General features: G+C 27.7%; 6 protein-coding genes. All 6 read right to left on the bottom strand.

The genetic code is table 11. The annotated features are described in order from the left end of the window. Window positions 1-173 precede the first annotated feature (173 nt). Window positions 174-731 carry a GNAT family N-acetyltransferase gene (locus tag OM90_RS11700; protein WP_058487049.1) on the bottom strand — a complete coding sequence of 186 codons (558 nt, stop codon included), beginning with the start codon at window positions 729-731 and terminating at the stop codon, window positions 174-176. A gap of 39 nt (window positions 732-770) precedes the next feature. Beyond that, window positions 771-1346, bottom strand: a complete 576-nt coding sequence (locus OM90_RS11695) for a GNAT family N-acetyltransferase (protein ID WP_058487048.1) — start codon at window positions 1344-1346, stop codon at window positions 771-773. Window positions 1347-1501: 155 nt separating this feature from the next. Then, on the bottom strand, window positions 1502-2218 hold the full coding sequence (locus OM90_RS11690) for an ABC transporter ATP-binding protein (protein ID WP_058487047.1): 717 nt from the start codon (window positions 2216-2218) through the stop codon (window positions 1502-1504). Between the two features lie 17 nt (window positions 2219-2235). Beyond that, a complete protein-coding gene (locus OM90_RS11685) occupies window positions 2236-4689 on the bottom strand; it encodes an ABC transporter permease (RefSeq protein WP_058487046.1) in 2454 nt (817 codons plus the stop codon). Window positions 4690-4716: 27 nt separating this feature from the next. Continuing rightward, window positions 4717-5439: a M50 family metallopeptidase gene (locus OM90_RS11680; protein WP_144428582.1), complete on the bottom strand. Its 723-nt coding sequence runs from the start codon at window positions 5437-5439 to the stop codon at window positions 4717-4719. Continuing rightward, complete coding sequence (locus OM90_RS11675; RefSeq protein WP_058487044.1) at window positions 5397-5729, bottom strand: hypothetical protein; 333 nt, start codon at window positions 5727-5729, stop codon at window positions 5397-5399. The genes OM90_RS11680 and OM90_RS11675 overlap by 43 nt, the downstream gene beginning before the upstream one ends. Window positions 5730-5776 lie beyond the last annotated feature (47 nt).

Here is a 5776-nt window from a genome sequence, read left to right as displayed (position 1 = left end):
GGTGATAAATAACACTTATTCCCTATCATTTTTTTATAATACATATAAAACCTCCCAGTCCTTATGGTTTTAAATATTATATACTTATATCATAAATATTTCTACTTTTAATATTTAGAAATACCATAAAAATTTAACTATATAAAAAATATATTGGGAATAAAAAAATAATCTTAGTATGAGTTTATCCAATCTTCTCTTAAAATTGCATAATGCACAACGTCATGAAAGATACCTTTAATTTTTACTTCTTGTAAACCTTTTCCTTCATATTTCATTCCACATTTTTGCATTACACGGCCAGAACCTTCATTACCAACATAATGAGTAGCTTCTATACGATTTAATCCTAATCTTGAAAATGCAAAATCAAGTATTAATTTTAATGCTTCTGTCATATAACCTTTATTCCAGTATTCTCTATTTAATACATAACCAAAACTTGCCTTATCATGTTCAGGACATACTCTTAATTCAATACATCCAATACATTTATGCTCTGATTTTAATTCTATTGCAAAAACTCCCGATTTAGTCATATAAAATTCTTTTACTACCTTTTCAGTTTGGGATATATCAATATGGGATGGCCATGTCAAATATTTTGTTACAATATCATCGCTGGCATACAAAAATACATCCTGCACATCTTTCATAGAAAAAGGTCTTAAAATTAATCTGTTGGATTCCATTGTAGAGTTTTCTCTTATAATTTTATTATAATCCTTCATAGTTATTTCCCCTTTTTATTTAATCGAAGTATTAAAAATTTATTCACTCTTATTTCTCTTTTCTACTAAGTCTTTTATGTACACAGATTCATATTCATTTGCTAATATGTCCATATATATTTCATCGTATCTTTTTCCTGCTATTTTCTTTGCTTCTCTAATCCTACCAACTTCCTTAAAACCTACTCTTTTATAGCATTTTATTGCAGATTTATTAAATTCAAAAACTCGTAAATATATATTATGTAAATTTAAAATACTAAATCCAAAATCAAGTATTAAATTAACTGCTTCTTTGCCATATCCTTTTCCCCAATAATCTTTATTTCCTATAAATATACCTATTTGACCTACTTGATGAATTTTGTCTATTTTAGAGAATCCTATATTCCCTATTAAATTATCACTTTCTTTATCTATAATTGAAAAAGTGTATTCTCTTTTTATTAATTGTTCCAACATTTCTTTTTCTGCTTCTTCAGTAGTCACTCTTGCTGGAAAGCTTAATCCAAGACTTACTTCCATATCATTTGCCCATTTAGTATATTCTTTATAATCTTCAATATTAATGGGAGATAAATAACACTTATTCCCTATCATTTTTTTATAATACACATATAAAACCTCCTATCCTTATGGTTTTAAATATTATATACTTATATCATAAATATTTCTACTTTTAGTGCTTAAAATTCTATTTAAAATTTAGTTATAAAAAAATGGTCTTAAAGAAGTATTTACTCTTTAAGACCATTTTTTTAATAGAACTTTTAGTTGTAATTGTTTTTATTTTCCCTTTCAGCAAGAGATTTGATTAATATTCCGTCTTTTAATGTGAAAATTACGTCAGCCATTGATGTCATTTCCATGTCATGAGTCACAGATATAACGGTCTTATTGTAATCTCTGGTCATTTGCTTTAGTAATGAGTAGATTTGCAAAGAATTTTTGTGGTCTAAGTTACCTGTTGGCTCATCGGCAAAGATAATAGGACAATCTAAAATCATAGCTCTAGCAATGCTTACCCTTTGCTGTTCACCTCCCGATAAAAGATTTACGGCTTTGTTCCTTTTATCATAGATATTCATTTTTTCCATTAATTCATCCATTAATTTTTTCTTTTCCTTTGTTACTGCTTTTGCTAGGAATAAAGGAAGAAGGATATTTTCTTCAACAGTGAGAGTAGGGAGTAAATTAAAAAATTGGAAAATAAACGCAAAGTTTTTTCGTCTGAATTCGCTCATAGCTTTATCATTGCTGTATTTCTTATAAATTTTTTCATCGTTAAAATATATTTCACCCTGATCTGGCATATCTAGGCCACTTAATATATATAATAGGGTTGATTTTCCTGACCCTGATGCACCGGTGATGCAATAAAGCTTACCCCTTTCAAATTTAACATTTACTCCATTCAACACCTTCTGGATGGTATCTCCACTTCTATAACTTTTTTTAATATTTTCCCCTCTTAATATTTCTAACACAAAAGATAACTCCCTTCTTACTCTTCTTTAACAGCCGTAATAATTGTTTTGTTCTTAAGCTTATAAAGGATAATGATCAAACTTAAACTGTATAGAATGAAAATAAAAATAGAAAATATTAAAATATTTGATATATCATAATGATAGGATAATACTTTGCCAATACCTGAGGATATTGAAGCAATATCAACAAACTCCCATGTAACCAATATTCCTGATATTATACCTCCAATTATTCCTATAATTGCAAATATGATAAATTCCATAAAATTAATCTTCATTATTTCATTTAAAGAACTTCCCATTACTCTCATCAAGGTAAATTCTCTTTTCCTACCGTTAATAAACTGAATTGCTTGGTTAATTAACATAAATACACCTATTATGCTTATAAAAACTAAAATTACTTCAATAAACATAGTGCCTTTGATGGCGTTAATACGATAGCTTTCCTTTATTTGTTCTTTACTCTTAATTGTTGGGGTAAAAACATCATCCTCTGAAAACGAATCTTTAATGATTTTAATACCTTGGTCTATATCTACACCTTCCTTAAATATAAGGGTTATGTTGTTTACAGGATAAGAAAAATACTTTTCATTTAGATATACAACATTTCCCATATATTCATAGGCATTGCATATGCCTTCAACAATAATTTCATATGTATTTGAATCATCAGATAATGTAAGCCTATCTCCTACCTTAATATTACCTTTTTTTGCAAGACTTTCTCCAATAATTCCTCCCTGCTTACTATCTGGAAGTAAGGCTTTTTTCCCTGTTTGAACATCCAATAAATTAAAAAATTTTTCAAACTCACTTTCTGATAGTATGTAACCCTCAATCCTATTGCCTCCTAAGGTTAAAAACCTTGAATGGGATGTTTCTATTGACTCAACAATGGGTAACTTAGAAATGGAATCAATTTTTTTCTCAATAACTTCCTGAGTCTGGTTATATTTCGTAATAAAGGCATCACCGTTATATTGAAGTTCCACTTTATTAGCGGCATCTGTTCTTATAGTATAAAAAACATTATACATTCCTATATAAAATGCTAAGATAAGTATAAAAGTACCAAAAACACTAGCTGTTTTCTTTTTATTTCTGGCCAAATTTTTAAAAGAAAGTGCCAAAAGTGGTCTTGTATTAATAAATTTATTTGATAATAATGAAAGCATATGAAAAAGGACTACAACTGAATTTTCCACTGATTTTACTACAGCAAATACTGCAAAGGCCGATAATATCATATTTGCAGTATCATTTATTTTATCCCTTACACTCATCAGTACAATAAAGAAAACAATATAAAACAAACTATTGATTATATATTTGTTTATCATATCTTCCTTTTCATCATATCCATGGTTTCTGTAAAGAAGGAGTAACTGTATTGGTTTATGCTTTTTATATTTTCCCATCTCTATTGCCATAAAAATATATGGAGCAACTACGGAAATAATAAGGCTTAATAATATAGAAAACTTAGAAAACATAAATCCTGAAAATCCATATTTTACATAAATCAATAAATTACCAAGAATAATTCCCAAAATAATTCCAATTACTTCCCCAATCATACCTAACAACAAAATCATATTTTTATATAGAACTGTTGCTTTTTGATGGCTTAAACCAATAGTTCTTAAAAAACCTATATGCTCTATGTTTTCTGAAATAATAGTTTTTGAAAAATTATATAAACTACCAAACACTATGCCAATTAAGCCTATAAGAATAAAACTAACAGCATAAATAAAACTTTGGGAACTTTCCTTTTTCTGTAGATTTATTTTATCTACAATATTATGAGATATTAGATTATCAAACTTGTGGGCAAATTGTGATGCTTTTGTGCTTGAAACATCTCCTAAATCAACTAAATATACATTTTTTATAATTTCTTCTTCAAAAATACTATTATAATAGTCTTTGGAAATATATACATTGATTTGGCTAGTATTGGCAACTTCATAAAAGCTTTTTTCATCTAAAACACCGGCAATTTTAACCTCTTTTTTTATTCCATTGACAGTTAAATCAAATATATTATCTTCAGTACCCAAAACTTTTAATGAATTTCTGCTAAGAAATATGCCCTTCATATTGCTTATAAGTTTCTTATCAATATTTTTTATACTATTCACAGCATTGTGAGCTTCAAAATCTAATATATGTAAAATAATACTGTAATTGTCTATATATGCTGGTATGTTGCTTTGCCATGCAACATTTACAACCTCCTCTTGATTTATGAGATTTCTATATATATCACTGGAGCCATTGGTATCATAGAAAACAATATCTATGTTGCCGTATTTTTCAGCTATTTCTTTATCCATATCTTGCAAGGAATATTCAATATAAATCAAACTAGTTATAAAAACAGTAACACACAGGACTATGGCGAATAAAATACTTTTGCAATTATCACTATTAGCTTTTATTAACTTTAGACTTATCATCTTTTCACTCCTAGACCATGTTAGTTTTTATATCAGTAAAATAATTTCCTTAATTATTTTATATATCCATACTATTGTAATAAACAAATTAATAATTAAAGTTGACATACTAAAAATTAAATATATAAAAAATACAAACCTATTTTTATATAAAACTTTTCCATGGTGTTTTCTTATAATATTTCTGATAAACTGCCACATTTTTGTTCGCAGACCACTGATACCAAAAAAATTCATTAATATAAAATATCCATCGTTCATTAAAAAAGGAGAGATATTTATAATAATAAAGTGAAAATTAACTAAAAATATAATACCACAAAGATCAAGCACCTTTTTTGGCATACCTGCAAAACCCAATAGTGCTAGGCTAGCTATTGCCATGACAATGTTTGTTCTAAGACCTGCGGACAATATATCAATCTTTCTTTTTCTGTCTATAGAAATCATTTCAGGATACTTTGTATAATACATGGGAATAAACCCTGCATAAAGAACAACACTGAAATCAAGTCGAGTCATTTTTTGCCGAATAGCCGCCAATATATGTGCTAGTTCATGTACAGTAATAATAACAATACTGACAGCCATACTCATTAATGCTCCCATCATTTTTACCTCACTGTTCTCAATGCATTTTGGAGAATTTTCTGTAAGCCCCATATTGTATAAATGAGATTTTAATTCATCAATATTTACTTTATAGGCTAGTTTGTCCAACACCATCTTTTCAATTTCTTCGTCTGACATAAGAAAAATCTTATTACAAATGTATCTTTTTCTTTATCTCCTTTCTTGGGATAGACGTAAAATCTATCATAACTTTGACTCCAGCCTTTACCTACCCTTGTTCGAAGTATAAATTCTTCATTATATTTTTCTTTGAGATATTCTAATGCCATTTCTTGTCTTTCGTCTAAGGTATATTCTTTTTTATTTCTAAACATTAATTTGCATCCCCCTATTCCTATGGATATGATGATTAGTAAAAGAAGGCTGAATATCTTTTTTATTCCTTTTTTCATTTTTTTAATATACATTTTTCCTCCTTATTATATTTTATTTTTTTATGTACTAGCTTTTATTT

The organism is Defluviitalea phaphyphila, assembly GCF_001466305.1.
GTDB classification, from domain to species: Bacteria; Bacillota; Clostridia; order Lachnospirales; family Defluviitaleaceae; genus Defluviitalea_A; species Defluviitalea_A phaphyphila.
Note: the sequence above shows the minus strand (reverse complement) of the source record. Positions and strands in the feature narration are given on the sequence as shown.